Source organism: Leucobacter sp. NPDC058333 (assembly GCF_042726155.1).
In the GTDB taxonomy this organism is placed as follows: domain Bacteria; phylum Actinomycetota; class Actinomycetes; order Actinomycetales; family Microbacteriaceae; genus Leucobacter.
The window spans coordinates 492,996-517,245 of sequence record NZ_JBHXHV010000004.1 but is presented as its reverse complement, the minus strand read 5'-3'; the positions used below and the strand labels follow the sequence as shown (position 1 = coordinate 517,245).

The window sequence follows — 24,250 nt, the reverse complement described above, 5'->3', positions numbered from 1 at the left end:
AGTTTTTGAGGGCTCCGCAGGACTCGGCGGGCCAGCGGGCGCGAGGGGCGCGGGGCGGGCACTGAGTCAGTGATGAGAAGATGGGTGTCATGACGAGCCCCGGATCTGAGCAGCCCGAGCAGCCCGAGCACTACCCGCAGGCAGCGGCCCAGCCTGCACCTGTCGCACCGGGCGCGCCCGGCGTGTCTGAAAACTGGGGGTGGGTGCGGCCGCCGGTTGAACTACAGACTGTCGAGACCGAGCCGCTCGAGTATCACCGACTACTTCGGGGCGTCGCAAACTATCGGTGGTGGAAGCCGCTCGTTCTGCTCCTGCTGTCGGGCGTCTACTTCGGCGTCTTCACGATTATTGTGGCCGTCGCCTTCATTCCTGCGCTCATGAGCGACCCCGAGTACCTCAACGGCATCGCATCGGGTCAGGGCGACACCCTCGACACGCAGCAACCGATTTCGGTACTGCTGAGTCTCGTGTCGATCATCATCATGATTCCGTCGGTGATTCTCGCCATGCTCACGCTCGGCATGCGCCCACTCGGCCGTATCTGGTCGGTCGCGGGGCGCCTGCGGTGGGGGATGCTCGGCAGGATGTCGCTTGTCGCTCTGCTCGCCGTGATCGTGATGAACCTGGCGGGTATCGCGCTGGAAATCGCGTTTGATCCAGCATCGTTGAATGAGCAGGCGACGGAGGCATCCACCTCTGACTTCAACTGGACCGCTGCCTGGACCTCGCTGATCTTCATCGTGTTGCTCGTGCCGCTGCAGGCGACCGCCGAAGAAGTTGTGTTCCGAGGCCTCTTTATGCAGGTACTCGGATCGTGGTTGAAGAGCCCGTGGTTCGGGATCATCATTCCTTCGGTCGGTTTCGCGCTCGCCCATATCTATGACATCTGGGGTCTCCTATCGGTCGGCATGCTCGGCATTGTCGCGGCGTGGCTGACCTGGCGCACAGGCGGGCTCGAGGCGGCGATTGCAATTCACATCGTGAACAACCTGATCGCGTTCGGTTTCATGACCTTCAACGTCGGCGGGGAAACCGCGCAGGTCGAAAGCACTGGCGGTGCGGGTTCGTTCATCGGCGCCCTCGTGGGCTATGCGGTGTTCATCTGGCTGGTACTGCGGGTGTTCCGCAAGCGCGGCTACGGCCGCACGCGCATTGACCTCGTGCAAGTGCCGGTCGAGGTTGCGCCACTGCCAGGGGCGGGGCTCGCACCCTCCCAGGCTCCGGCTGCGCCGCACAGCCCTGAAGAGGGATCGCAGAACGGCCCGCAGCAGCATGGTTGATGTGTACGTGATCGGCCGGGGGCCAGCCGAACTTGCCGCCGCCCTTGAGTTTGCCGAGGTCGGCCTGCGAGTGCGCGTCGGACACGCGAGCGTGGCCGCCGCGGGCGACGAAGCGATCGCCGGGTTTGCGCCATATGACGTGACCGACGCTGATGGCACCCTCCGCTCTTTTCTCGACCATGTGGCCGCGCCACTCTCGCCCGGTGGTGCCGCCCTGTCTGCGGCGTCGCCGATCGTCGAACCCCCGGAGCCTGTGCTGCTGCGCGGCGCGCGCGGCGGCTGGGCGATGCAGCCAGAGCCGTCAGTGTTTGGCATTCCCGCGGTGCCACTGTCGGAGGCGAGCCTGGCAATTCTCGGTTCGGGCGCCGCTACTCGCGCCTTTCTTGATCGCGTGGGGCCCGTGCTCACGATCGGAAAGACGCGGACGCTGGGAAAGCTCGTGCGATCCCGAATCGGGGCCGGTGCGCTGGATCGGCTGGTCGAGCCGTTTGTCAGCGAGAAGTTTGGCGTGGCGGCAGCAGACGTTGACGTCGCGATCGCGGCTCCAGGTCTCAACGAAGACGTGACGACAGCCGGATCGCTCTGCGGCGCTGCGCTCAGCTACTCAAAGCGCCATGTTGCACGTGAAACCCGGGTGCGGCCCGCCGGCGGCTGGTCTGGTCTGCGCGATGCGCTCATTGAGCGGCTCGCGTACTTCGGCGTCGAATTTGCCGACGGCGCCGCCACGGGCATGCGGCGGGCGAGATTATCGAGCGGACCGACCACACCGGGCGTTTCAAGCGCTGACGGTGATGGAGATGACGACGGCTGGATCGTCGAGGAAGCCGGGGCAGAGGTGAGCGCACGTGCAGTGATCGTCAACGTACGGTCGCGTGAGCTGCCAGGGTTCCCCCGCACAGAAGCACCGCAGCGAGAAGTGCGCTGGATTGCGGAGCTCGATGTCACCGCTCCCGACTTCGCAACGACCCGCGAGGCCGATCGACACGCCCAAGCCGCGCTCGAAGCAGTCGTCGCGCCAAGCGGTGAGCGATGGAGCGCGCGCTGGGTTGAGGAACGGAACCGGCCGGGGAGCACGCGCGAAGAAGTTGATGAGCGTTCCGAACAGGGTGCTCCGAGCAATTCGTCCTGGCAGCTCAGGCTGTCGGGCCCCTCGGTCGGCGTCAGCAACGTCGCCGACTCGTCGGACGCCGCCGCCGCTGCCACGGCGCTCGGTGCTATCGGGGAGCCCAGCCGCGACGCGCGGAGAGAAATTGACGCGCTGATCAGCGGGTTACTCGCTGCTGCGCGGTCCGAGCGAACGCCGGGCGCCGAGCTGCAACTGAGGCTCGTGCCCGCGCCGTTCACGTCGATCAGCGTGCGCGACCGGGCGCTCGCGCATATCACCTTGGCCCGCGAAGCGGAATCCTCTTGCGTGGAGGTGGGGCCCGAGAGCCATAGTGGAGACCTCGCCGCAGCAGTGCTCGACGCTCGCGCGGTGGCGGTGCAGCTGCGCCGGCGCCTCACGGGAATCGCCGAGTAGAGCCTGTGACTATGGCCGGTTAAGCGCTATATAACCGAAGGCGTATGCGCCGTACCCGGCGCGGGAGTAGGCTGGGCGAGGACCACCAAACGCCACGAACTGGAGGCATCATGAAGGGCAAGATCGCATTCGTTCTCGGCGCGGCAGTCGGCTACGTACTCGGCTCACGCGCTGGTCGTGAGCGCTACGAGCAGATCAAGCGCGGCGCTGATCAGCTGTGGAACACCGCTCCCGTGCAGCGCGGCGTCGGAGTCGTGCGTGACGCGACGCGCGGCACCGTCGAAAACCTGAAAGATTCGGCTCTGCAGGCTGGCAAGAACGCGTTCGCCTCGATGGTTGGCGGGCAAGATCGCTCGACTTCGTCGTCGAATGCTCGCACTGCGTCGGCGAACACCGCGCCACAGTCCCCGAACGCTGCGCCGAAGGCAGCACCGAAGCCGGTGTCAACATCGACGCCGCCGGCGGCGCCCAAGCCGACCGCGAAGCCCAAGTCGGGCGAAGCGGCGAAGCCGGGGGCAGGGACAGAGGCAGACGCGAAGGCTGACACCGCGGCCGATGGAGCAGGGGCATGAGTCGAAAGAAAGACGAGGCCGGCACCGTTGAGCTGCTGACCCGCCTTCCGCAGCAGATCGTTGGTCTCGCGAAGATCGAGTACACGAACGCGAAGCGTGAGATTGTCTCGAAGGCGAAGAAGGCGGGCATTGGCGCAGGCGCCATCGTCGTCGCGCTCTTTTTCTTGTTCTTCATGCTTGAAGCGCTCGTGATTGCAGCGATTGCTGCGCTGTCGCTCGTGTGGCCGTGGTGGCTGGCGGCACTTGTGGTGGCGGCAGGCCTGCTGGTGCTCGCAGCGTTGGCGATCCTGGGCGGCATCACTCTGATCAAGCGCGGCAACCCCGTGCCTGAAGAGACGCTGCACCGGGTCGGCGACGATATCTCGGCTCTGAGCGAAGTGCGTGTGAACGCGGAACCCCCGACGCCCCGTCATTCCAGCCCTGGGATGCCGCGCGTCGGAGAGGAAGGGAACTGGCGATGAGCCACGAAGAAAAGCGACAGGGGATCGCCGACGCGGCCCTGGCTCGCGCGGAACTCTATGACACGCTCTCGCAGCTGAAGGTGCGCCTGAACTACGCCCAGCGCGTCGACGACGCGCTCGACGAGGCGAAGTTGCGCATCGCACAGGAGAAGCGCACGAATCCGCTGCGGTTTGCGGCTGGGGTCGCCGGTGCGGCAACTCTCGTTGGGCTGACGGTGTGGGGCATTGCGGCGAGCGTTTCGCAGCGGTTCCGCTAAGCCATTTGGCAGGTCACAGTTCGGTGTCGTTCACCCCAGAGACCGCCGTCGTTTTGCTTCGGCGCGGCGGCAGGGTAAGAATAGGGTCAACGCATTTCCGTCAAGGGTCGGGGCCGCAGTTTCGCGCTGCGGGTAGCGACCACAATTTTTTGTGTCGAGTGAGTGGGGTGTATGTCTGCTGAGGCGAAGCCGCTCAGTGGTCTTCGGGTGCTCGTTCCTCGGGGCGGAACCTGGGGCGATCTGGTCTCCAAGGCGCTCCGCGAGCGCGGAGCGCACACGGTGATTGCTCCGCTCGTTGACTTCGCGCACACGAGCGAAGAAGACAAGCTCGTCGATGCACTCGCGGCCCTTGAGGCTGGCAAGTTCGACTGGTTGACCGCGACGAGCTCGACGGTTGCCGACGTACTCAAGCACCACAATGCGGTGATTCACCCCCACACGAGCGTCGCCATCGTCGGCGAGGCTACAGCGGTCGCGTTCACTGATGCTGGCTATCCGATCACTCGCACACCGAGCCAGGAAAACAGCACTCATGCACTGCTCGATGAGTGGAGCGAAATCGACACCGACGCGGTGCTGAAGGTATTGACCCTGCGATCGGACGTGGCGATCCCGGTGCTCACAGAGGGGCTCATGGAGCGTGGTCACGATGTCACGCAGGTGCTCGCCTTTCGAACGGTCGGCGTACCGGCGTCGGTGCACATCCGCGAAGATATCGAGTCGGGCCGCATTAATGCGTTGCTCGTCGCTTCCGCGAAGATCGCGGAGGAGGTCGCGGCGCAGTTCCCCGATATTCCCGTCGACACGATCGTCGCCTGCGTCGGCGTGAACACGCTTGAGGCGGCCGCTGAGCTCGGCCTTCCCGCTGATGCTGACGACCCGAGTCATCCCGAGTACGCCCGCAAGCGCGCACTCATTGAGACCGTCGAGTCGGTCATCGACCAGAGCGACATGTTGGACTGATCATGGCGAGAGTCGAAGTGCACCCGGATCGCGTCGTGATCAAACTCACGGCTGCGGAAAAGTTCGCGTCCATGCGACGCCGCGACATCGTGCTCGACCGCTCCGCGATCTCATCCGCGATCGTCACGAACGACCCGTGGATCTGGGTGCGCGGCGTGCGCGCCCCCGGGGCAGCACTGCCGGGCACACTTGCTGCAGGCACCTGGCGTACGTTTACCGGGCGCGACTTTGTGCTCGCGCGCCGTGGCCGTGACGCCGTGGTCATCGATTTCGAGACACCCGAACACGCAGACGACGAAGATCACGGCTGGCACGGTGAATTCGACCAGTTCTCACGCGTGATCGTGTCGACGGTGCACGCGGGCGATCTGATTCAGGCCCTGCGCCTTGATGGCGGGCCCATCGCCGTCGACACCGAAGCCTGAACAGGCGTCAGTGCCGACGGCACTACGTGTGATTTAGCCGCGAACGAGCACGAGCTCGTCGATTTCGAGGCGCGTGCGCGGAGCGATCTCGCGCTCGCGCAGTGCCTCGGGGAGGGAGTCGGCGTCGCCGAGCTTGCCGATAGCGCTGATTGAGACGGGCAGTAGGCGATCCTCAAGGTTGAACGCAGTGCGAATGGCTTCGCGGTCGAAGCCACCGAGCTGGTGCAGGTGGAGGCCCTCTGCGGTCGCCTGCACGCTCAGGTGCGCGACAGCCTGCCCGAGATCGTACTCGGCCCAGGGAAGGGCGTTGCCAGCGGCGTCGGTCGTCTCGGCCACGTTCACGATGAGCGCGCCGGCGTTGACGGCCCAGGTGCGGTTGAAGCCCATGAAGGTCTCGGTGATCCGGTCGAAGGTTTCACTGCCGCGGCGCGCGATGATGAACCGCCACGGCTGCGTGTTGTTTGCGCTCGGCGCCCAGCGTGCGGCCTCAAGCAGCCCGCGCAGTGCGCCCTCGGGGAACGCGTGCGTCGTGTCGAACGCGCGGGGGCTCCAGCGCTCGGTGAGAGTGTCGAGGATGGGGGCGCTGGTAGTTGCGGTGCGCGGGCTCACGTGGTGGCTCCTTTTGACGTGCGGGTGTGTTTCCGAATACACCCAACCAACGCGGTGCGTTCGCTATTCCCGCGGCGGCTGACGTTGCCATGAGGCGCTCAGCTTAGCCGAGCCACCAGGCGATCCCGGCGATGATGGGCAGCGACGCGAACGTCGTGAGAAACACGGTGTCGCGCACCATCGTTTCGGCGCGACGATAGGTCGCCGCGTAGTTGTAGACGTTTTGCGCGGTGGGCAGTGCGGCGATGATCGTTGCGACGAACACCTCGTGGGGGCCGAGGCCGAAGGCGGTTGCGAGGCCCCAGGCGACGGCCGGCATCAATAGCAGCTTGAGGGCTGTCGCGGTGAAGACGGCGCTGCGCCCAGTGCCACGCTGCAGTGCTCGCTGACCGCGCAACGAGATTCCGAAGCTGAGGAGCACCATTGGTATGGCCGCGTCGCCGAGCATTTCGAGCGGGGCCGAGAGCAGCGAGGGGATGGGAATACCCACGAGCGCGACCACGAGGCCGAGCACCGACGCGATGATGATCGGGTTCGAGGCCGCGCGGCCGAGCGCGCTCAGACCGCCGCGAAGCGCGCCGCCCGACGCGCCGTCCTGCCCCGCCTGCCCGGCCCGCTCGGCTTGCTCTGCCCGCCCGGCTTGCTCCGGGGGCGGACCGTCGACGAGACGGCCCGTCCGCGTCGTTTCGAGCATCGACAGGATGGTCGGCGCGAAAAAGATGAGCTGCACCAGAATGAGGGGCGCCACGTACGCCGCATCGCCCAAGATGTACACGGCGACAGGAAGTCCGAGGTTGTTCGCGTTGACGTAGCCCGAGCACGCTGCGCCGAGCGTCGTTGCTGCCCGATCCCGCTTGAACCACAGGCGTGAGGCGACAACGAAGACGGTAGCAACGATGATCGCGGCGAGGCTCGTGATCAGAATGACGGGGGAGAGCATGATGCTCGGGTCGCTCTGCCGCAGCACGGTGAAGAGCAGCGCGGGGGTTGCGACGAAAAAGGCGACGTTGTTGAGCACGCGGCGCTGATCGCCCTGCACGACGCCAAAGCGTGCGGTCAGGTAGCCGGCCCCGATGATCCCCAGAATGAGCGCGAACCCCTGCAGCACCCCGTACATTCAGTGCGCCTCGCTGCCCGAGGTGGTGACAGCCCCCGCCTCGCGAATGCCGGCGACGAGTGCGCGCAGCCCGAACGTGAAGGTGAGATCGATCACGGAACTTTCGGCTGCGGCGGCCGCGCGGCTCGCGGACTGCTCGGCCGCGGCGAGCACGGGGGCCTGCGCCGCGCCACCGTGGGGGCGCAGATTGTCGGCGGGCGCGAGGGCGTCGAGGGCAGAACCGATGATGAACGACTCAAGCGCGACGATCGCGGGCAGGATCAGGTGTTCGGGGTACCCGTCGCGCGCGAACGATGCCGCAATGCGCTCGTAGTCGGCAATCGATTCGGGTTCGCCGGCAACCGGCAGGGTCGCGAGCGCGGCGATCAGACCCGAGTGACGCCCGAGGGTCTCGCGGTAGGCAAACGCCCAACCGTGCACGGCCTCAAACCACGGCCGATCGATAAAGCCGTGGTCGCCGATGCGGAGCGTGAGTTGCCCGCGCATGGCGGCTACGAGCGCTTCGCGGCTCGGAAAGTAGTAGTGCAGTGCCTGGGGCCGAACCCCGAGTGACCGGGCGACGGCGGCGAGCGTGAATTCGCCGCCCTGCTCATCTGAGAGCGCGAACGCCGCCTGAAGAATGCGGTCGCGTGAGAGCAGTGCGCTCCGCGGTCGCCCCGCTGGGCGCTTGGCGTCGGGGGTCGGGCTCACGCCGCTCCTTCCGTGTGGCTTGCGGGTTTAATTGAATAGGCGTAAATTAATGTCGTTCTGCGACTCGCACGGCGGCGAAACTGCCTTCGGAGCGAGCGCACGGTCTCGAGCAGAGTGGATCGCACCGATGACGGCAGCTGATTTCATCATAGATGGGGCGCGGATTCGCACCCTCCTCTCCGGTGACGCCGACCCAGCGCCGAGGGCGCTCGCGATCGGCGGCGGGCGGATCCTCGGCATCGGAGATTCGGCCTCGATCCGCGAGGCGTTCGCGGGTCGCACGACCGCGATTCACCCCGCGCACGGTGCCACAATCACCCCCGGCCTGATCGACGCGCACATGCATCCGATTCAGGGAGCAGACCTCACCCAGGGCATCGATCTCGGCGGCATATCCGATCTCGCGGGCCTGCGCGACGCGCTCGCCGCCGAGGCCGCGCGGGTGCGCAACGGCACCGCGGGAGGCAGCGCGTCAGGTGCCGCACACGGCAGCGCGTCTGGATGGGTGCGCGGCTGGAATCTCGACTACGCGGTGTTTGCCGGAGAGCCGCTGCGCGCCGAGCTGATTGACGATGCACTGCGCGGGGTGCCCGCACTGCTGTTCTGCTTCGACTTTCACACGGCGCTCGCCTCGACTGAAGCGCTGCGCATCGCGGGGATCTCTGGCGCGCGCGACTTTGACGACAGCTCCGAGATCGTGGTCGATGCGACGGGCCGCCCGACGGGTGAGCTGCGCGAAGACAGCGCGTATCAGCCGGTGCTCGCCCGGATGCCAGAGCTTGACCCTGCGGCGCTGCTCGACGCAGCCCGCCGCACGCTCGCCGGTATGCGCCGGTCTGGGCTCACCGGCGGCACGATCATGGACGGCAACTCAGCGACGCTCGATCTGCTCCAGGCGATCGACGGGTCGGGGTCGGGCCTGCCCGTGCGCCTCGTGAGCGCGATGGACGTGAAACCCACGTATTCGACGGCGGAACGGGCCGCGATTCGCGCCCAGCGCGGTCGCGCTGGCGCGCGCTGGCGGGGTGGTGTGATCAAGCTCTACGCCGACGGCGTGATCGATACCGGCGCGGGCTGGCTCTACGAGGCGGATGCCGACGGTGAGGGTCTCGCCGGTTTCTGGGGCGAGCAGCGCGAGTTCACCGAAGCCGTGCGCGAGTTCACCGCGGCCGGATTCCAAATTGCCACGCACGCCATCGGTGACCGGGCGGTCGGCGAGACGATTACGGCCTACGAGAGTGTCGGGTGCGCGGCGCTGGGCCGGGCGGTGCACCGCATCGAGCACCTCGAGACGCTGCACCCGCGCGACGTCGAGCGTCTCGCAGTTCACGGCATCACCGCCTCGATGCAACTGCCGCACATGCAGTGGCGCATCGCCGACGGCAGTGACGAGTGGGCGAGGCGGCTCGGCCCCGAGCGCGCGGCACGCGCCTGGAACGCTGGTTCGGTGTTGCGCGCTGGCGCGCCGCTCGCGCTCGGTTCGGACTGGCCGATTGCGAGTCTCGACGCGCGCGTCGGTCTCGCCTGGGCGGTGCTGCGGCGCCACCCGGGCGACCTCGACGGCTTCGTGTACGAGCCGGCCGAACGGCTCACCGGGGCGCAAGCGTTGCACGGCTACACGCGTGGCGCGGCGCTCGCGCAGGGCGACGACGACCTGGGCGTTATCCGCCCCGGCGCCATCGCCGACCTCGCCGTATGGGCCGAGGATCCCACCGAGGTGAACGGCGACGATCTCGCCCAGCTGCCGGTGCTCGCGACCTATCTCGACGGCCAGCGCGAAGACCACGCGGCCTAACCCCACCCTCTCCGGCGCGCAGCGCCGACCGCTATCACCGCGGCAGTGATGCCCGACCGAGAAAGCTCAGTATGGAAATTCAGAACACCGCGTGGGCAATAGTGCCCGTGCTCACCGTCCTCCTCGTCTCCGTACTCACAAAGCGTGCGCTGCTCGGCCTGCTCTGCGGCACCGTCGTGGGCGCCGTGCTGCTCGGTGGCTGGGGGTTTTTCGACCAGCTCGTGGGGCTGTTCGGAGCCTCGATGACCAACGAGACCGTTCACTGGCTCGTCATGGTCGTCGTGTTGTTCGGCATCTTGATCGCGTACTTCAACGCGTCGGGGGCCGTCAGCGACTTCGCCCGCTGGACCGAGCGGTTCGTGAACTCGCGTCGCAAGTCACTGCTGCTGACCTGGCTGCTCACGGTCGCGCTGTTCATCGACGACTACCTGAACGCGCTCACCGTCGGTACGTCGATGAAGCGCGTGACCGACCGCTACGGAGTGCCGCGCACCATGCTGGGCGCGATCGTCAAACTCACCTCCGCTCCAATCGCCGTCATCATTCCGTTCTCGACGTGGGCCGTGTTCTTTGCCGCGCTGCTCGAACAGGACGGCGTCACCGTCAACGGTTCGGGTTTCGGTGCGTACCTCCAGGGCCTGCCGTTCGTGTTCTTTGGCTGGTTCGCGCTGGCCATCGGCCTGCTGCTGGCGCTCGGCGTGCTGCCGCTCGTCGGCCCGCTCCGCCGCGAACAGTTGCGCGTCGACCGCTCCGGTGACCCGCTGCCCGAGGGGCTCTCCGAGGAGGAGCGTGAGTTCGAGCTCGCCGACTCGAGCACCGCGACCGCTCGCCCGCTGCCCTTCAACTTTCTTGTGCCGATCGCGACGCTGATCGCCGTCACCATTGCCACCGAGGTCGACATCGTGAAGGGCGCCGCAGCGGCCGTGGTGGTCGCTATCGTGCTGTTCGTCGCCCAGCGTCGCCTGACCATCCGCGAGGTCTTCGAGAGCGCATTCGAGGGCATTTCGAGCATGACCTACGTGATCGTGCTCTTCGTGCTGGCGTTCATGGTGCAGCAGGTCAACATGGATCTGCACCTCGCCGAGTGGGTCATTGGAGTCACCGAACCGGTGATGCACGGTGCGCTGCTGCCCGCCATCGTGTTTCTCGTCTGCGGCGTCTACGCTTACGCAACGGGCGCGTTCTGGGATCTCGCCGCCGTTATCACGCCGGTCGTGCTGCCGCTCGCGATCGCGGTCGGTGTCGATCCGGTGCTCGCGGGCACCGCGGTCTTCTCTGGCGCGGCGCTCGGCTCGACGACGTGTCTCTACGGCGACGGCATCATTCTCGCGTCGAAGTCGGTCGGCGTGAAACCGCTGAATCTGATGCTGTCGATTTTGCCGTACGCGGGGCTCGCCGGGCTGCTCTCACTCGTCGCCTACCTCATCGCGGGCTTCGCGCTGGTGGGGTGAGTTCGTGTGCCGTTCTCGGGGGTCTGGTCACCGAGGGCGGCAGCGGCCTCCTCGGCGATCACGCGCGAGAGCCCATCGAGCACGGGCGAATCGAGCTTCCAGCGCTGCCAGTACAGCGGCATCAGGATCGGCCGGTCGCCGAGCGCGACGAGCCGCCCGTCGGCGAGTCCCGGCCGGCACTGCAGCTCGGGCAGCATGCCCCAGCCCATGCCGAGCTCAATCGCGAGTGCGAACTCAGACGACGACGGCACGAAATTGCGCGGCGGATCGACGTGTGCCCGCGTCACCCGGCGGATGAACCGCTGCTGAAACACGTCGTGACGGTCGAACTCGAGCATGGGCGCCGTCGCGAGGGCCTCGGCGGTGACCCCGTGCGGAAAGTGGCGGGCGACGAAGTCGGGGCTCGCGACGGCGCGGTAGCGATCCGTGCCCACGCGCGTCGATGTGCACCCGGGAACGGCCGCCGCGGTCGCCGTGAGCGCCGCCATCGCGGTGCCGCTGCGCAGCCGCTCCGTCGACACCGTCTCGTCGGCGCGCAGCACCTCGAACGTCGCCCCGGTCTCCCGCGCTGCGCGCGCGAGTGCCGGCACGAACCACGTTGCGAGCGAGTCGGCGTTCACCACGATCGGGATGCGCGTGCCGGCTGTCTGCCCGGCGCCGAGCTCCTCAGACACGTCTGCGGCGATGCGCTCGATCTGGCGCGCCGCGCGCAGCACGGCCGCGCCAGCCTCGGTCACGGTGACGGGACGCGTGCGCTGTACGAGTACCGTGCCGACGCGCTGCTCCATTGCCCGCACGCGCTGGCTCACCGCCGAGGGCGTGATGTGCAGCCGACGCGCTGCGCCCTCGAAGCTCCCCTCCTCGACGATGGCGGCGAACGTTGCGAGGTGTTCGATCGGCAGATCCATGCTTTGATCTTAAGCAGAACTTACGAAGCTGAAGAAAAATGAGGCACGCTCAACTGGAATCGGTGCCGCGCAACCCCTAGCGTCGAACCGTGATCATCCCACTCCTCATCGGTCTCGGCAGCGGCCTCTCGCTCATCGTCGCCATCGGCGCGCAAAACGCGTTCGTTCTGCGGCAGGGCATTCGTCGCGAGCACGTGCTGCCGGTCGTGCTCATCTGCGGGCTCGCCGACGCGGTGCTCGAAACGCTCGGCGTTGCCGGAATCGGTTTCATCGTTGAGCGCGCGCCGCTCGTGCTCGACATCGTGCGCTGGGGTGGCGTGGTCTTCTTGCTCTGGTACGCGTGGACGGCGGCGCGGCGCGCGATGCGGCCCGAGGCGCTGATTGCGGGGGAGGGCAAGCCCGAATCACGGCGGCGCACGATCCTCGCCTGCCTCGCCATCACACTGCTCAATCCGCACGTGTATCTCGACACGATGGTGCTGATGGGCTCGATCGGTAACGCGCAGGGCGACCCCGAGCGGTGGTGGTTCGTGCTTGGCGGCGCGCTCGCGAGCATCGGCTGGTTCTTCCTGCTCGGATACGGAGCGCGGGGCCTCAGCCGGTTCTTCGCAACGCCGAAGTCGTGGCGCATTCTCGACGGGGTGGTGGCGGTGACGATGCTCGTGATTGCCGCGCGCCTCGTGTTCAGCGAGATGGGCGGCTAGCGCGGATTCTCCACCGGAGGTGCCGGCACGATGCGGTACAGCACCTCCGGGCGGCCGCGCTTGCCGTAGCGGTGCGCCAGGTCAATGGCGCCGACGTCGACGAGATAGTCGAGGTAGCGGCGCGCGGTCGCGCGCGAGATCTCGCACCGCTGCGCGAGTTCGACGGCCGAGACCGGGTGCACCGGGTCGAGCACGGCGAGCACCGAAGCGAGTGTCACCTCTGAGATGCCCTTTGGGAGCTGGGTCGGCCTCGCGAAGTCGCCAGCACGGGCGGCGTCGGCACCGGCGCCCGGGGTGCCGGTGCCCGCTGCGCGGTGCGCGCCAGAAGCGAAGTCGGAGGATGTTGGCAGCGCGATCCTGCCCGTCGATTGCAGGCGATCAATCTCGCCCTGTCCGAGCGCGACCTCGCGAGCATCGTCGGGAGCGTCACGTCGCTCGGCGCGGTAGGTGGCTAACCTGGCCTGCAGCGCCTCCTCGGTGAACGGCTTCACCAGGTACCCGATGACGTGCGCGGCGAGTGCCTGGCGCACCGTGACCTGGTCGCGGGAAGAACTGATGACGAGCACGTCGGGCGACGCCTCACGCAGCGTGCGCAGGCGATTGAGCACCTCGATGCCGCTGATGTCTGGCAGCCGCATGTCGAGCAGCACGAGGTCGACGTCGCCGCGCACCCCGTGCTGCACGGCCTCGCGGCCGGTACCGACGGTCGCGGTGACCACGAACCCCGGCGTCCCGGAGACGTAGCGACCGTGCAACATGCGGGCGCCCGGGTCGTCGTCGACGACGAGAACGCGGACCGGGCGCGGATCACCGGCGGTCATTGAGCACCTCCAGCTCGAAGCGGAACCGGGCGCCGCCCCGGTCAGAGCGACTGAGCTCGATCACGCCGCCCCGGCGGGCCACCGTGCGCCTCACGAGATCGAGGCCGATGCCTCGACCAAGCCCCGACGTGTCGGCCTTCGACGAGAACCCGCGCGTAAATACGCGGTCTGCGGTCCCGTTTGCGATCCCGGGCCCGTCATCGGTGACCTCGCCGCGGAAGACGCCGTCTGCCTCGACGAGCGCGCAGTGCACGAGCGTCGCGCCAGCCTCTCCCGCGTTTCGGCAGAGATTCGCGAGCACGAGCGTGAGGTCTTCGTCGACATCGGAGGTGACATCGATTGCCGTTTCAAGCACCGCGCCGTGGCCGCCGAGTTCGGCGCGCAATGCGTCGAGGGTTGCGCGCAGCAGCGGTTGCTCGCCGAGTCGCGCCCCGGCACCGGTGGTGTCGACGGGGGCCGTGTGGTCGATGTAGGCGAGCGCGTCGGCGGTGTCCCCGTGTGAGACGAGGCCGTGAATGACGTGCAGGCGGGTGTGGAACTCGTGCGTCTGCTCGCGTAGCGCGGCGGCCGTACGCCGCACGGCCTCCGCCTCTTGCGCGACGGCGTCGAGGCGACGGAAGCGCCGTTCGAGCAGCGCCGCAAGCAACGAACTCACCAGCGTACCCGCGAGCAGCGCGCCCAGTGCCCACGGCAGCAGCTGGTGCAGCGCCACGTCGAAATCAGCGGAGATGCGCGACTCAAGGATGCCGACGGACAGTGAACCGATCACCGCGCCGTCGGCGTTGCGCACCGGAATCTTCGCCCGCAGCGTTGTGCCGATGGTGCCCCGCTCGGTGCCGAGAAACTCCTCGCCGCGCAGCACGTCTTCGATCGACGTCGACACCGGTTTGCCCCGCTCCGACGGCGTTGGGTGAGTGATGCGGATGCCACGGTCGTCGGTGATGACGAGGTAGTCGACACCAGCAGCCTCTTCGACCACGTCGGCCAGCGGCTGCAGTTCGCGCGTCGCCGCGCTCACGTCTGGACCGGTGCGTTCGAGCACGGTGCGCACCTGATCCAGCTGCGAGAGGCTCGTGGCGACATCGCGCACGCGGTCGGCCGTCGCGTCGCGGATGCTCGACTCCTGCACGGAGATGGCGATGCTCGTCGTGACGCCCACGCCGGCGAGCACAATGAGGGTGGGCAGCAGCAGGATCGCGAGGCGCGCGAACCGCGACGATGCTGGCGACGATCGCGATACGGATCGCGACGATGCTGGCGACGCCGGTCGTGGCGACGTGTGGGTGAACACTCGGAACCTCTGTCTGGCTACAGTTCGAGCGATTCACCCGGGGCGAGGGTGAGCAATTCTTGACCGGTGAGGCCCTTCGTGAAGCGCGCGAACGATCCTCGCCCGAGGTCGCTCAGCATCAGATCGTGGATCTGCACGGTGCGCTTCGGCGCGACAGCGCGAATGAAGTCAACGAGGTCGGTCAGTTTGGTCCAGGGGCCCGACGTCGGGGCGAGCAGCGTCTCGACGGGGATCTCCGGCACGAAATACGCGTCGCCCGGGTGGTAGACGTCGCCATTGATCACGTAACCGACGTTGCTCAGCGACGGAAGGTCGCGATGGATGACGGCGTGCTCGCCGCCCACAGCCCGCACCTCGAAGCCATTCGCCGTGATGGAGTCGCCGGGAGCGACGGCGGTGATGCGCCCTGCGAGTTCTGTGCCGGCAGCAAATTCGGCGTGGTTTTCGGCGAGGCTAGCTGGCGCCCACACCCGCAGCTCCGGCCGGGCCAAAAGCGCCGTGGCGATTACCGACGGATCGAAGTGGTCGGGGTGATCGTGGGTGATAAGGATGGCCGTGGCGGCCGCGATCAGCTCTGCGGAGTTCGACGTGAACGTGCCCGGGTCGATCAGCAGCGAGCGCTCGCCGTCGGCGAGCGCGACGGTTGCGTGAGCGTGTTTGGTGAGGCGCATGGCGCACACTCTACAGTTCGCCGGTGGAGTGCTCGTGAGCATCAATGAGCACAATGCTCGCCGACGCCTGAGCGGCAGCTGAACGCTGCGAGTGTGGGGCAGTCAGTGCGGCACAACGGCGTCCGCACGGAGGAGTGAACATGACACAACCAGCGAAGAGCAGCGCCCGGCGCAACGTTTTCCGCATCATCGGCGGCGCAATCGCCGTCTCGGCCATCGGAGTCGCCACGTTCGGTTCCATCAGTTCGGCAGCGCTCGGAAGCGACGTGCACTCGTCGCTGACGATCATCGCTCCCGCCGCGGCGGGCGGTGGCTGGGACACCGTCGCGCGCGAGATGCAGCAGGCGCAGCGCGCCAACGGTCTGAGCGCGAACGTGCAGGTCGTGAATATGCCGGGTGCTGGCGGCACGATCGCGCTCGGCAACCTGTCGCTGCTTGAGGGGCAGGCCAACACCATGCTCGTCGGCGGTACCGGGTTGCTCGCCGCGACCATCCAGTACGGATCGGCGGCGACGCTCGACGACGTCACCTCGCTCGCCGTGGTGTTCGAAGAGTACGACGTCATTGTCGTGCCCGCCGACTCGCCCTACGAGACACTCGACGACCTCGTCGAGGCGTGGCGCGCAGACCCGAAATCGATCCCGTGGACCGGCGGCGGCTCGTTCGATCAGCTCGTCGTGACCGACCTCGCGCTCGCCGCGGGCATCGAACCGGTCGACACGACGTACATCTCGTCGGACGGCGGCGGCGAGGCCGTCGCAGCTCTGCTGAACGGAACGGCCCAGGCCGCGACGGGCGGCTACCCCGACAACGTCGACCAGATCGAGTCGGGCCGCCTGCGAGCCCTCGCCATCGTCGCAGAGGAGCCCATCGAGGGGGTCGACATTCCCACCGCGCGCGAGCAGGGTTACGACATCACGCTCGCCAATTGGCGCATGCTCGCAGCCCCGGCGGGGCTCACCGACGAAGAGACCGAGGGGCTCAGCGATCTCGTCGCCGACACCCTCGCGACGCCCGAGTGGGCCGAAGCCGTCGAGCGCTACCACTGGAGTGAACAAGTGATCACCGGCGACGATCTGGACGCCTTCCTCGCGGAGGAGCATGACCGAATCGCTCGCCTGTACGAGGAGATGGGGCAATGATGCCGACCAATAATCCGACCGCAATGTCCGCGGTCGTCGGCGAAGAGATTCGTCTCGCCGCGGGCACCGGCCGGTCGGCCGAGCTGCTCAAACACCTGATCATGCCCGCGCTGCTTGTGGCTTTTGCCGCCTACCTGGGCTTCGGAATGCTCACCATGCGCGTGCCAGAGGGCACCGCGTTTCCCGGCCCGCGCTTCTTTCCGACGATCATCGCGAGTGGGCTGGTGCTCTTCGCGATCTTGCTCGTCGTATCAGCGATCAAGCAGCTGCGAGCTGAGGCCGCAGAGCGCGCCGCGGCAACTCGGCAGCTCGATGACTTTGAGCTGATCAGCATGGAGGGATCGGTCGGCGGCGGTGCCGCCGACTTCGCCAGCGCCGATGGTACCGCAAGCGCCGCCCTGACCAGCGCCGATGGTACCGCCGTCGAATCGCGCGCGGTCAAGATCGACTGGCGCTCTCTCGCGTGGATCGTGGGCGCCTTCATCGGGTTCGCCCTGCTGCTGAATGTGCTCGGTTGGGTCATTTCGGCTGGCCTGCTCTTCTGGTGCGTGGCCCGCGGATTCGGGTCGCAGAAGCCCATCGCCAGCCTGATCACCGGGCTCACCGTCAGTTCGCTCGCGTACATCGCATTCGCAATGGCGCTCGGCATGTCGCTGCCGTCAGGCATTCTGGGCGGGGGGTTCTGATCATGGAATCACTCCAGCTGCTCATGGAGGGCTTCACCGGAGCCCTCACCTGGCAAAATCTCGTCTGGGTGCTCGTCGGGTGCCTCCTCGGCACCGCCGTCGGCGTGATGCCCGGCCTCGGCTCTTCGATGGCCGTCGCCCTCCTCCTGCCCGTCACGTTCTCGCTCGAACCGACGGCCGCATTCATCATGTTCGCTGGCGTGTACTTCGGCGGTCTCTTCGGCGATTCAACGATGGGCATCTTGATGAACACGCCGGGCCAAGCCTCGGCGATCGCCTCGACATTTGAGGGCCACAAGATGGCGCTCAACGGCAAGGCGGCGCAGGCCCTCGCGACAGCAGCGATCGGCGCGTTTGTGGGCGGCTTCATCGCGTCGATCCTCGTCGTGTTTCTCGCCCCTGCGCTCGCCGACTTCTCCTCGAGTTTCGGGCCAGCAGAGTTCTTCGCCCTCGCGGTGTTCGCGTTCGTCGCGACGTCGTCGGTCGTTACCGATAACGCGGTGAAGGGGCTCGCGGCGCTGTTCATCGGGCTCGGCATCGCCGTGATCGGTGTCGACGGGGCGTCAGGCGCACCGCGCTTCACGCTCGATTCACCGTTCCTGTTCGACGGGGTGTCGCTCGTCACCGTCACGGTCGCCGTGCTGGCGCTCGGTGAGGTCATCTACGTTGCCTGCCTCGAGCGGCACATGAACGACAAAGCGATGATCAAGCCGAAGGGGCGGCCGTGGCTCTCCAAGGCCGAGTTCAAGGAGGCTGCGCCCGCATGGCTGCGAGGTACGGCGATTGGTTTGCCGTTCGGCGTGGTGCCGGCCGGCGGATCCGAGATTCCCACCTTCCTGGCCTACGGGCTCGAAAAGCGACTCGACGCGCGCCGCAAGACGCCGAAGTTCGGCACTGGCGCGATCCGCGGCCTCGCCGCTCCGGAGGCCGCTGGCAACTCGACGACGGGCATGGCGATGGGCGCACTGCTCGCACTCGGCCTGCCGATCTCGGCGACCGCCGCGATCATGCTCGCCGCGTTCCGCCAGTACGGTCTGCAGCCAGGACCGCTGCTCTTCGAGCGCGCCCCCGAGCTCGTCTGGGTGCTGCTCGCGAGCTTCTTCATCGCGATGATCGTGCTGCTCATCTTGAATCTGCCGTTCGCGATGCTGTGGGCGAAGCTACTGTTGATTCCGCGCCCGTACCTTTACGCGGGCATCACGCTGTTCTGCGCGCTGGGCATCTACGCGACCTCTGGTTCGATTTTCGACCTGTTCATGCTGCTCGGCATCGGCATCGTCGGCTTCCTGATGCGTGCGCTCGACTTTCCGCTCGCCCCGCTGATCATCGGGATGGTGCTGGGACCGCTGGCCGAGACCAGCCTGCGCGATGCGGCGATGAGCGCGAACGGCGACTTCTCCGTGCTGGTGCAGGGGCCGATCACGCTGACGCTGTATGGCGTGCTGCTGCTCGTGCTGGTGTTCGCGGTGCGGAGCAGGATCGTGGCTCGCCGCCGTGCGAAGGCTGAGGTCGCAGAGCCAGCTGAGGTATCGGTGTAGCTGCCCGGCGCCCGGCGCCCAGCGCCAGACGCCAGGCACCCAGCGCTTCGGTGAGAGATTCGGCTTCGGTGAGACCATTCAGTTCGTTCTGGTCTCACCGAAGCCGAATCGCTGACCGTGGGCGGGGGCAAGATGTGTGCTCTCCGGAGGGCAGCTAGGCCCGTGCGGGTTCGAGACCGCGTCCAGACGAATAGCGCCACGCTGTGCCCGCTGCATCCTCAAACTCCATCCAGTGGACGAGATACCGTGGCGACTGGGCGTAGGGACGTACTGGCTTGCCGTATTCGGCGAGTGAGAGCGGATAGTCCCAAGTGTCGGAGTCGCGCTTCACGAAGTACTCGCCAGGCGGCAATATCTGGAGCAGTTCGGATTCGATCTCGCGGCCGTGGAGCGACAAGCCGACCTTGACGTTCCTGATCGGAGCGGGCGAGCTGTTCACCGCAACGAAACCGTACTCATTATTCTCGTCACCGCGGAAGGACCCCGCCCAGGCCCATACTCCGCTCGCTTGAGCACGTCTGAGTCGTTCGTCTTCTTTGACCTGAGACCGGTGGGACTGGCGCAGCTGAATCGCAGCGAATCCCACGGCGAGAGTAGTGATCCAGGTTGGCAGGTCGCCCCAGAAGCCATTCATTCATTACTCCTTCAAACAGGATACGTAAACATATGCATAAATAAACCTAGCAATGAGTGCAGGCCAGACATAGTTTTAGCATTGTTAAGAAGGGGTACGTTACGGATGGATCGCTGTGCGTCCGCGGGGCTAGCCTGCAATGACCCCGAGCAGGGCGTCGATGTCATCCGGCGTCGTGTCGAAGGCGCACATCAGGCGGTAGAGGCCGGGTTGGGTGGGCCACGCGCCGAACGCAAACGCAGTCTGGGCCCGTGCCGCCACATCGGCGGGAAGCTCCACGAAAACGGCGTTGGACTCAACCGGTTGGGCGATCCTCAGCCCCGGCAGGGCACCCGATGCTTCGATGCTCCGCAGCCCATCTGCCAGGTGCTGCGCGAGGGCGTTGGCCCGCGCGGCCGAGCGCTGCCAGAGATCGCCCTCGTACAGGGCGACAAGCTGCGCCGAGATGAAGCGCATCTTCGAAGCGAGCTGCAGGTCGATCTTCCGCAGGAACGTGATGCCGGACGCGGCACCGGGCCGCAGCACCACGATCGCTTCGGCGCCGAGCAGACCATTCTTTGTGCCGCCGAGACTCAGCAGGTCGACGCCGACTTCAGTGGTGAGCGCGCCGAGCGAGGTACCGAGATGCGCGGCGGCGTTTGCGAGGCGTGAGCCGTCGACGTGCAGCACCATGCCGAGCTCGTGCGCCTGATCGGCAAGGTCCCTGATTTCCTCCGGGGTGTACACCGTGCCGAGCTCGGTCACCTGCGAAATGGAGACCGCCCCCGGCTGCGACCGGTGCTCGCTGCCGAACCCCCACGCCTCACGTGCGACGAGCTCGGGGGTGAGCTTGCCGTCGGGGGTGTCGACGCCGAACAGCTTCAGGCCGCCGGTCTTTTCGGGCGCTCCCGCCTCGTCGGTGTTGATGTGCGCGGTGCGCGCGCAGATGACGGCGCCCCAGCGGGGCAGCGCAGCCTGCAGCGCAAGCACATTCGCGCCGGTGCCATTAAACACCGGAAACGCCTCGGCGTCAGCGCCGAAGTGCTGCCGCGCGACCTCCTGGAAGCGCGCCGTCCAGGGGTCGCCGCCATACGCCGGCACGTGACCCGCGTTCGCCGCGACGATCGCCTCGATGACCTCGGGGTGCGCACCCGACCAGTTGTCCGAGGCGAACGAGCGGGAAACGGGGGTAGCGGGTGCGGGCGACTCTGCGGCGTGCTGGCTCATCGCCCCAGCCTACGACTCCGCACGGTGCCGTTGCCCCAGCGTTCCCGGAGTATTGTGGGCTGGGTGAATCGCAGCGGACCCGGCCATCAGCGTCGCGTGCGTGGCTCGCTCACGGGGCAGGTTGTGGCTCGGCGGGGGCTCCCGGGGTGGTGCGCCGATGTGCTTCAGTGGGCGGCGCTCGTCGGCCTGTCGGGCTGGGCGTGGCCCGTCAGCGGCGGCGCGGTGGTGTTCTTCGCCATCGTCGGGTGGCTGTTCGGATTCGTGCTGTATCGCTGCCGACCCGGCGCCCGCTGGGCGCGCGGCCTCGTAGTTGCCGGTGTGCCGATCGCGATCGCCGCGCTTTTCTGCTGGGGGCTCGCTCGCGACCCCGAGTGGATGACGCCGCTCGTAATGCTGCCAGCGGCAGACATCGGGGCGAGGATCGCGGAGCTGCGCGAGCGTGCCACCGGTATCCGGCGCTCGGTACTCGCCGCCGACTGGGTCGGCATTGACGCGGTCGGAGATCCGGGCGGCGTGCAATTCGATGTGCGCCCGCTCCTCGCCCGGATACCGCGTGCGGAGCAGCGCGAGTTCGCGCGGCAGAGCCCGCAACTTCGCCAGGGCGGCCTCGTCGCTCGCCTGATATACGTGACCGTGGTCGTTGCGGTCATGCCGCTCGGACTCTTCGCGATGCTATTCGGTATGGGCCAGGAACTCAGCGACCACCACGACGATATGGTGGGCGAGCTGATCGCGATGACGGCGATGCTGTCACTGATGACACTGGCGTGGATCGTGCTGATCTGGTGGAGCGGGGCGACACGCGCCCGTGTCACATCGGTCGCCGACCACCTGCGGCTGTTGCGGTTTGGTCGGGCCAACGGTTTCGAGTATTTCCCCGGCCCGGTGGCTGGGCGCGGCTCAGACACGCTGACCCGGGTCATGCGCACCCCGCGAGGTGCGCGTCCGATCATGATCGCAAACCGCGAGGGAGCGCGCCGCGGTGGCGCAGCGCCCGCTGGGCCCGCGTCGCCCGCAGCAACCGCGGCCTCCGCAGCCGCGGTGTCGGCCGGGATCGAGACCACGCACTTCGGCGGCCTCTGCGAAGTGGAACTCGCTACCGAGCTGCCGCACCTGTGGCTACGATCAACCCGGCATCGCGCGCCGGCGTTCTCTGCGTACACCGCCCCCGACCGCTCCCAGCGGCTGTCGCTTGAGGGCGACTTCGATCGGTACTTCGAGCTGTATTGCCCGCAGGGGTACGAACGCGACGCGCTGTACCTGTTCACCCCCGACGTAATGGCGTGGTTGATCGACGACGTGAGCGGCTTTGACGTCGAACTCATCGATCGGCGGCTCGTGCTGCGGTCGCGGGGCGACCTCGTCACACGCGATCCCGAGGATTGGGCACGGCTCGCCGAGGCGCTGCAGGCCGTGCGGCAGCGCATCGTGCAGTGGGAGCGGTGGCGTGACGATCGCGAAGCGTCAGCTTCGCTGAACTACGGCTCAGCGGCGGCTGCGCTGCAGCTGACGTCGCGCGCGGCTCCTGGCCGCGTCGGAGCGGGGGGCCGCCGGCTGCGGTTGGGGCTCGGCGCGGGCGCCATCTTCGTCGGCGTGTACGCGACGATGTTTGTGCTGCTGACCGTGATCGCGAACGTGCTCTAGTTCTGGCCGCGCGAGCACTGTCCACCGATCGGTGGACCCGGCGTCGACCGACCGGTCGTACCGCTGCGGCGCGGTCGGGCGCATGCTTGGCGTATGCACAGCACAACTCGATCCGCCGCCATCTCGGTGCGCGGTCTCACGAAGCACTACGGCGACCGCCAAATCCTCGACGGTGTCGACCTCGACGTCGCCCGCGGCGAGACCTACGCGCTACTCGGGCCGAACGGCGCGGGTAAGAGCACAACAATCGAGGTGCTTGAGGGTGTGCGGCGCGCATCGGCAGGTGAGGTGAGTGTGCTCGGGGAGCACCCTATGTCAGCCCCGCGCGCGTGGAAGTCGCGGATCGGCATCGTTGCGCAGTCGACCGGTGAACTCGGCCCGTACACGCCGCGCGAGCTGATTACACGATTCGCATCGCTCTATCCCAATCCGCGCGGAGTCGATGAAGTGCTCGAGCTCGTGGGGCTCACGCAGCACGCGAAAACGCGCGCCACCAAGCTCTCGGGTGGTCAGCAGCGCAGACTCGACGTCGCGCTCGGCATCGTCGGCCGGCCCGAGCTGGTGTTCCTCGACGAGCCGACGACCGGGTTCGACCCCGAGGCGCGGCGCCAGTTCTGGTCGATGCTCGCAGGGTTGACGAGTGAGGGAGCGGCGGTGCTGCTCACCACGCACTATCTCGACGAGGCCGAGTACCTGGCGGATCGCGTGGGTGTCTTAACCGGCGGCCGCATTGTCGCCGAGGCAACCCCCGACCAGCTCGGTGGCCCCGAGGCGCGGACGCCGATTGTCAGCTGGCGCGACGCCGCCGGTGTGCGGCACGAGGAGCGGAGCGCGGCTCCCGGCCTGCTCGTGGAGCGGCTGGTCGACGAGGCCCGCGAACTGGGGCTGGCCGAGGGGCCCGCCGAACTCGAGGTGCGGCGCCCCGCCCTCGAAGACATCTATCTCGACCTGATCGGCGCAACCGGAGCGGAACGATGAGCACACACGACACAACACCGGCCCAGTCACTCAAGCGTCAAGCGCAGGCGGACGCCGTGCCGGGCACACTCCCGGGGATCCTGCGCACCGGTTTTGCGAACATCGGCTTCGAACTCCGCGGTTACTTCCGCACCCCGGACGCCGTGTTCTTTACCTTCCTCTTTCCGCTCGTGATGCTGGGCATCTTCGGCGTCGCGTTCGAGTCGCAGGGCGACGTCGGCGTGCTCGAGGACGGCACAGGCGGCATTTCGATGGCCGCCTACTATCTGCCCGGCATGGCAGCGGCTGGCCTACTGCTGATCGGCATGCAGAACCTCGCGACCGACATCGCTCGCGAGCGCAGCGATGGCTGGCTGCGGCGCCTCGGCGGCACACCGCTCTCGCCCGTGAGCTATTTCATCGGCAAGATCGGCATGATCCTGGTGACGGCCCTCGCTCAGCTTGCGCTGCTCGTGGCGTTCGCGGCCGTCGCGTTTCAGGTTGAGCTGCCGACCGAGCCGGAACAGTGGTTGCGCCTCGCGTGGCTGTTCGCATTCGGGATCGTGGCAATGGCGTTGCTCGGCGTCGCGCTCTCGGCACTGCCGCGTTCGTCGCGCAGCGCCACCGCGGTGATTCTGCCGATCGTGCTGCTGCTGCAGTTCATCTCGGGCGTCTACCTGCAGTTCTCGATGCTTCCCGAGTGGTTGCAGCAGGTGGCCAGCTTGTTCCCGCTGAAGTGGCTGGCGCAGGGCATGCGCTCGGTGTTTTTGCCCGATCATTTCAAAGCGCTCGAACTCAGCGGTTCGTGGGATCTCTCTCTGGTCGCACTCAATCTCGGAATCTGGCTGGTCGTGGGGCTCGTGCTGAGCCTCGTCACCTTCCGGTGGCAGCGACGGTCATAGAGTGAAG

The 24,250-nt window shown here is 67.3% G+C and carries 25 protein-coding genes; 16 read left to right on the top strand and 9 right to left on the bottom strand.

Annotated elements, in window-relative coordinates; translation table 11 throughout:
- Positions 1-89: 89 nt before the first annotated feature.
- From ACFWHR_RS15300 to ACFWHR_RS15270, 7 genes are all read left to right on the top strand, one after another.
- Positions 90-1,280 carry a CPBP family intramembrane glutamic endopeptidase gene (locus ACFWHR_RS15300; protein ID WP_382449174.1) on the top strand — a complete coding sequence of 397 codons (1,191 nt, stop codon included), beginning with the start codon at positions 90-92 and terminating at the stop codon, positions 1,278-1,280.
- Positions 1,273-2,799 carry a hypothetical protein gene (locus tag ACFWHR_RS15295; protein WP_382449173.1) on the top strand — a complete coding sequence of 509 codons (1,527 nt, stop codon included), beginning with the start codon at positions 1,273-1,275 and terminating at the stop codon, positions 2,797-2,799. Before ACFWHR_RS15300 ends, ACFWHR_RS15295 begins: the two co-directional genes overlap by 8 nt.
- A gap of 110 nt (positions 2,800-2,909) precedes the next feature.
- Entirely contained in the window at positions 2,910-3,371 is a 462-nt protein-coding gene (locus tag ACFWHR_RS15290) for a YtxH domain-containing protein (protein WP_382449172.1), read from the top strand.
- Entirely contained in the window at positions 3,368-3,832 is a 465-nt protein-coding gene (locus ACFWHR_RS15285) for a phage holin family protein (protein ID WP_382449171.1), read from the top strand. The genes ACFWHR_RS15290 and ACFWHR_RS15285 overlap by 4 nt, the downstream gene beginning before the upstream one ends.
- Positions 3,829-4,089 carry a hypothetical protein gene (locus ACFWHR_RS15280; protein WP_382449170.1) on the top strand — a complete coding sequence of 87 codons (261 nt, stop codon included), beginning with the start codon at positions 3,829-3,831 and terminating at the stop codon, positions 4,087-4,089. Before ACFWHR_RS15285 ends, ACFWHR_RS15280 begins: the two co-directional genes overlap by 4 nt.
- 171 nt (positions 4,090-4,260) lie before the next feature.
- Positions 4,261-5,052: a uroporphyrinogen-III synthase gene (locus ACFWHR_RS15275; protein ID WP_382449169.1), complete on the top strand. Its 792-nt coding sequence runs from the start codon at positions 4,261-4,263 to the stop codon at positions 5,050-5,052.
- Between the two features lie 2 nt (positions 5,053-5,054).
- Positions 5,055-5,477, top strand: a complete 423-nt coding sequence (locus ACFWHR_RS15270; protein WP_382449168.1) for a hypothetical protein — start codon at positions 5,055-5,057, stop codon at positions 5,475-5,477.
- A 33-nt stretch (positions 5,478-5,510) separates the two neighbouring features.
- Here ACFWHR_RS15270 and ACFWHR_RS15265 read toward each other — a convergent pair whose 3' ends face one another.
- The 3 genes from ACFWHR_RS15265 to ACFWHR_RS15255 form a co-directional block, all read right to left on the bottom strand.
- The gene (locus tag ACFWHR_RS15265; RefSeq protein WP_382449167.1) at positions 5,511-6,086 is read right to left on the bottom strand and encodes a nitroreductase family protein; all 576 of its coding nucleotides are present in this window, start codon (positions 6,084-6,086) and stop codon (positions 5,511-5,513) included.
- A 103-nt stretch (positions 6,087-6,189) separates the two neighbouring features.
- Positions 6,190-7,203, bottom strand: a complete 1,014-nt coding sequence (locus ACFWHR_RS15260) for an AEC family transporter (protein ID WP_382449166.1) — start codon at positions 7,201-7,203, stop codon at positions 6,190-6,192.
- On the bottom strand, positions 7,204-7,893 hold the full coding sequence (locus ACFWHR_RS15255; RefSeq protein WP_382449165.1) for a TetR/AcrR family transcriptional regulator: 690 nt from the start codon (positions 7,891-7,893) through the stop codon (positions 7,204-7,206).
- 127 nt (positions 7,894-8,020) lie between these two features.
- On the opposite strand from ACFWHR_RS15255, the gene ACFWHR_RS15250 reads away from it, so the two are divergent.
- The gene (locus ACFWHR_RS15250; protein WP_382449164.1) at positions 8,021-9,688 is read left to right on the top strand and encodes an amidohydrolase; all 1,668 of its coding nucleotides are present in this window, start codon (positions 8,021-8,023) and stop codon (positions 9,686-9,688) included.
- Between the two features lie 71 nt (positions 9,689-9,759).
- The gene (locus ACFWHR_RS15245; RefSeq protein ID WP_382449163.1) at positions 9,760-11,139 is read left to right on the top strand and encodes a Na+/H+ antiporter NhaC family protein; all 1,380 of its coding nucleotides are present in this window, start codon (positions 9,760-9,762) and stop codon (positions 11,137-11,139) included.
- On the opposite strand, the gene ACFWHR_RS15240 is transcribed toward ACFWHR_RS15245, so the two are convergent.
- Positions 11,106-12,047 (bottom strand): LysR family transcriptional regulator ArgP, encoded by a 942-nt coding sequence (locus ACFWHR_RS15240; protein WP_382449162.1) that lies wholly within the window; start codon positions 12,045-12,047, stop codon positions 11,106-11,108. The genes ACFWHR_RS15245 and ACFWHR_RS15240 overlap by 34 nt on opposite strands.
- An 89-nt stretch (positions 12,048-12,136) precedes the next feature.
- Between ACFWHR_RS15240 and lysE the strand changes: the two genes are divergently transcribed.
- Complete coding sequence (lysE, locus tag ACFWHR_RS15235) at positions 12,137-12,751, top strand: L-lysine exporter (protein WP_382449161.1); 615 nt, start codon at positions 12,137-12,139, stop codon at positions 12,749-12,751.
- On the opposite strand, the gene ACFWHR_RS15230 is transcribed toward lysE, so the two are convergent.
- Genes ACFWHR_RS15230 through ACFWHR_RS15220 form a run of 3 tightly spaced genes read right to left on the bottom strand, consistent with a single transcriptional unit; the run spans position 12,748 to position 15,534 of the window.
- Complete coding sequence (locus ACFWHR_RS15230; RefSeq protein WP_382449160.1) at positions 12,748-13,572, bottom strand: response regulator; 825 nt, start codon at positions 13,570-13,572, stop codon at positions 12,748-12,750. The genes lysE and ACFWHR_RS15230 overlap by 4 nt on opposite strands.
- Entirely contained in the window at positions 13,559-14,863 is a 1,305-nt protein-coding gene (locus tag ACFWHR_RS15225; protein WP_382449159.1) for an ATP-binding protein, read from the bottom strand. The genes ACFWHR_RS15230 and ACFWHR_RS15225 overlap by 14 nt, the downstream gene beginning before the upstream one ends.
- A gap of 17 nt (positions 14,864-14,880) precedes the next feature.
- Positions 14,881-15,534: an MBL fold metallo-hydrolase gene (locus ACFWHR_RS15220; protein WP_382449158.1), complete on the bottom strand. Its 654-nt coding sequence runs from the start codon at positions 15,532-15,534 to the stop codon at positions 14,881-14,883.
- A 140-nt stretch (positions 15,535-15,674) separates the two neighbouring features.
- Here ACFWHR_RS15220 and ACFWHR_RS15215 point away from each other — a divergent pair, with 140 nt between their 5' ends.
- From ACFWHR_RS15215 to ACFWHR_RS15205, 3 genes are read left to right on the top strand one after another with little or no spacing between them, the layout of a single operon-like run.
- Positions 15,675-16,676 carry a tripartite tricarboxylate transporter substrate binding protein gene (locus ACFWHR_RS15215; RefSeq protein ID WP_382449157.1) on the top strand — a complete coding sequence of 334 codons (1,002 nt, stop codon included), beginning with the start codon at positions 15,675-15,677 and terminating at the stop codon, positions 16,674-16,676.
- The gene (locus ACFWHR_RS15210; RefSeq protein ID WP_382449156.1) at positions 16,673-17,362 is read left to right on the top strand and encodes a tripartite tricarboxylate transporter TctB family protein; all 690 of its coding nucleotides are present in this window, start codon (positions 16,673-16,675) and stop codon (positions 17,360-17,362) included. Before ACFWHR_RS15215 ends, ACFWHR_RS15210 begins: the two co-directional genes overlap by 4 nt.
- Positions 17,363-17,364: 2 nt before the next feature.
- Complete coding sequence (locus ACFWHR_RS15205) at positions 17,365-18,900, top strand: tripartite tricarboxylate transporter permease (protein ID WP_382449155.1); 1,536 nt, start codon at positions 17,365-17,367, stop codon at positions 18,898-18,900.
- Between the two features lie 154 nt (positions 18,901-19,054).
- Here ACFWHR_RS15205 and ACFWHR_RS15200 read toward each other — a convergent pair whose 3' ends face one another.
- A complete protein-coding gene (locus ACFWHR_RS15200) occupies positions 19,055-19,534 on the bottom strand; it encodes a hypothetical protein (RefSeq protein WP_382449154.1) in 480 nt (159 codons plus the stop codon).
- A gap of 129 nt (positions 19,535-19,663) precedes the next feature.
- Positions 19,664-20,740 (bottom strand): threonine aldolase family protein, encoded by a 1,077-nt coding sequence (locus tag ACFWHR_RS15195; RefSeq protein ID WP_382449153.1) that lies wholly within the window; start codon positions 20,738-20,740, stop codon positions 19,664-19,666.
- Between the two features lie 63 nt (positions 20,741-20,803).
- Here ACFWHR_RS15195 and ACFWHR_RS15190 point away from each other — a divergent pair, with 63 nt between their 5' ends.
- The 3 genes from ACFWHR_RS15190 (at position 20,804) to ACFWHR_RS15180 (ending at position 24,243) form a co-directional block, all read left to right on the top strand.
- Positions 20,804-22,384 (top strand): hypothetical protein, encoded by a 1,581-nt coding sequence (locus ACFWHR_RS15190; RefSeq protein WP_382449152.1) that lies wholly within the window; start codon positions 20,804-20,806, stop codon positions 22,382-22,384.
- Positions 22,385-22,477: 93 nt separating this feature from the next.
- Complete coding sequence (locus tag ACFWHR_RS15185) at positions 22,478-23,362, top strand: ABC transporter ATP-binding protein (RefSeq protein WP_382449151.1); 885 nt, start codon at positions 22,478-22,480, stop codon at positions 23,360-23,362.
- On the top strand, positions 23,359-24,243 hold the full coding sequence (locus ACFWHR_RS15180) for an ABC transporter permease (protein ID WP_382449150.1): 885 nt from the start codon (positions 23,359-23,361) through the stop codon (positions 24,241-24,243). The genes ACFWHR_RS15185 and ACFWHR_RS15180 overlap by 4 nt, the downstream gene beginning before the upstream one ends.
- Positions 24,244-24,250: the final 7 nt, after the last annotated feature.

Coding starts and splice junctions, on each gene's coding strand:
- ACFWHR_RS15270 (WP_382449168.1), top strand. CDS start 5,055: ATGGCGAGAGTCGAAGTGCACCCGGATCGCGTCGTGATCAAACTCACG.
- ACFWHR_RS15205 (WP_382449155.1), top strand. CDS start 17,365: ATGGAATCACTCCAGCTGCTCATGGAGGGCTTCACCGGAGCCCTCACC.
- ACFWHR_RS15200 (WP_382449154.1), bottom strand. CDS start 19,534: ATGAATGGCTTCTGGGGCGACCTGCCAACCTGGATCACTACTCTCGCC.
- ACFWHR_RS15275 (WP_382449169.1), top strand. CDS start 4,261: ATGTCTGCTGAGGCGAAGCCGCTCAGTGGTCTTCGGGTGCTCGTTCCT.
- ACFWHR_RS15300 (WP_382449174.1), top strand. CDS start 90: ATGACGAGCCCCGGATCTGAGCAGCCCGAGCAGCCCGAGCACTACCCG.
- ACFWHR_RS15245 (WP_382449163.1), top strand. CDS start 9,760: ATGGAAATTCAGAACACCGCGTGGGCAATAGTGCCCGTGCTCACCGTC.
- ACFWHR_RS15250 (WP_382449164.1), top strand. CDS start 8,021: ATGACGGCAGCTGATTTCATCATAGATGGGGCGCGGATTCGCACCCTC.
- ACFWHR_RS15285 (WP_382449171.1), top strand. CDS start 3,368: ATGAGTCGAAAGAAAGACGAGGCCGGCACCGTTGAGCTGCTGACCCGC.
- ACFWHR_RS15295 (WP_382449173.1), top strand. CDS start 1,273: ATGGTTGATGTGTACGTGATCGGCCGGGGGCCAGCCGAACTTGCCGCC.
- ACFWHR_RS15220 (WP_382449158.1), bottom strand. CDS start 15,534: ATGCGCCTCACCAAACACGCTCACGCAACCGTCGCGCTCGCCGACGGC.
- ACFWHR_RS15280 (WP_382449170.1), top strand. CDS start 3,829: ATGAGCCACGAAGAAAAGCGACAGGGGATCGCCGACGCGGCCCTGGCT.
- ACFWHR_RS15230 (WP_382449160.1), bottom strand. CDS start 13,572: ATGACCGCCGGTGATCCGCGCCCGGTCCGCGTTCTCGTCGTCGACGAC.
- ACFWHR_RS15185 (WP_382449151.1), top strand. CDS start 22,478: ATGCACAGCACAACTCGATCCGCCGCCATCTCGGTGCGCGGTCTCACG.
- ACFWHR_RS15290 (WP_382449172.1), top strand. CDS start 2,910: ATGAAGGGCAAGATCGCATTCGTTCTCGGCGCGGCAGTCGGCTACGTA.
- ACFWHR_RS15180 (WP_382449150.1), top strand. CDS start 23,359: ATGAGCACACACGACACAACACCGGCCCAGTCACTCAAGCGTCAAGCG.
- ACFWHR_RS15210 (WP_382449156.1), top strand. CDS start 16,673: ATGATGCCGACCAATAATCCGACCGCAATGTCCGCGGTCGTCGGCGAA.
- ACFWHR_RS15195 (WP_382449153.1), bottom strand. CDS start 20,740: ATGAGCCAGCACGCCGCAGAGTCGCCCGCACCCGCTACCCCCGTTTCC.
- ACFWHR_RS15240 (WP_382449162.1), bottom strand. CDS start 12,047: ATGGATCTGCCGATCGAACACCTCGCAACGTTCGCCGCCATCGTCGAG.
- ACFWHR_RS15260 (WP_382449166.1), bottom strand. CDS start 7,203: ATGTACGGGGTGCTGCAGGGGTTCGCGCTCATTCTGGGGATCATCGGG.
- ACFWHR_RS15215 (WP_382449157.1), top strand. CDS start 15,675: ATGACACAACCAGCGAAGAGCAGCGCCCGGCGCAACGTTTTCCGCATC.